This is a genomic window from Streptomyces sp. SM10 (genome assembly GCF_002910915.1).
In the GTDB taxonomy this organism is placed as follows: Bacteria; Actinomycetota; Actinomycetes; order Streptomycetales; family Streptomycetaceae; genus Streptomyces.
In genome coordinates this window covers 1-587 of the sequence record NZ_NEUF01000021.1, presented here as the reverse complement: position 1 = coordinate 587, position 587 = coordinate 1, and the positions used below count along the sequence as shown (strand labels likewise).

Annotated in this window: 1 protein-coding gene; it reads left to right on the top strand. The window is 77.2% G+C overall.

The genetic code is table 11. The annotated features are described in order from the left end of the window. On the top strand, positions 1 to 587 hold a 587-nt coding region (locus B9S57_RS01210), incomplete at both ends, for a pitrilysin family protein (protein ID WP_146057696.1).

Here is a 587-nt window from a genome sequence, read left to right as displayed (position 1 = left end):
CTCGTGGACCCGTCACCCTGGTACTGCCCGGCGTCCCCCAGACGCTGATCCGGCTCGGTGGGCGCGTCCCCGGCCGGGGCGACCGGGACTACCCCGCCCTGCAGCTCGCCGTCCTGATGCTCGGCGGCTATTTCGGCAGTCGGCTGACCCGCGTGCTGCGGGAGCGCGAAGGGCTCGCGTACGCCCCGCGCGCGGTCCTCGACCCGCTCGGCCGGACGGCCGCGTTCACCGTCGAGGCCGACGTCCGCAACGACGGCGCCGCCCGCGCCCTGGTCCTGATCCGGGAGGAGCTGGAACGGCTCGCGGCGGGTGGCTTCACGGCGGAGGAACTGCGCGGCGCGTGCAACTACGCCGTCGGCTCGATGGCGATGGCCTGCTCCTCGCGCTCGGGTACCGCCTCCACCCTCACCGGCGTGCTGGCGAGCGGCCTGGCTCCCGGCTGGCTCCGCGGCTACGAGCGCAGGCTGCGCGCCACCACGCCCGAGGACGTGGCACGCGTGGCCGCCGCCCACCTGGCGCCCGGCACCACCGGTGTGGTCGTCGCCCCGGCCCTCGCCCCCGGCCTGCCCCCCGCTCCCGCCGAAGCG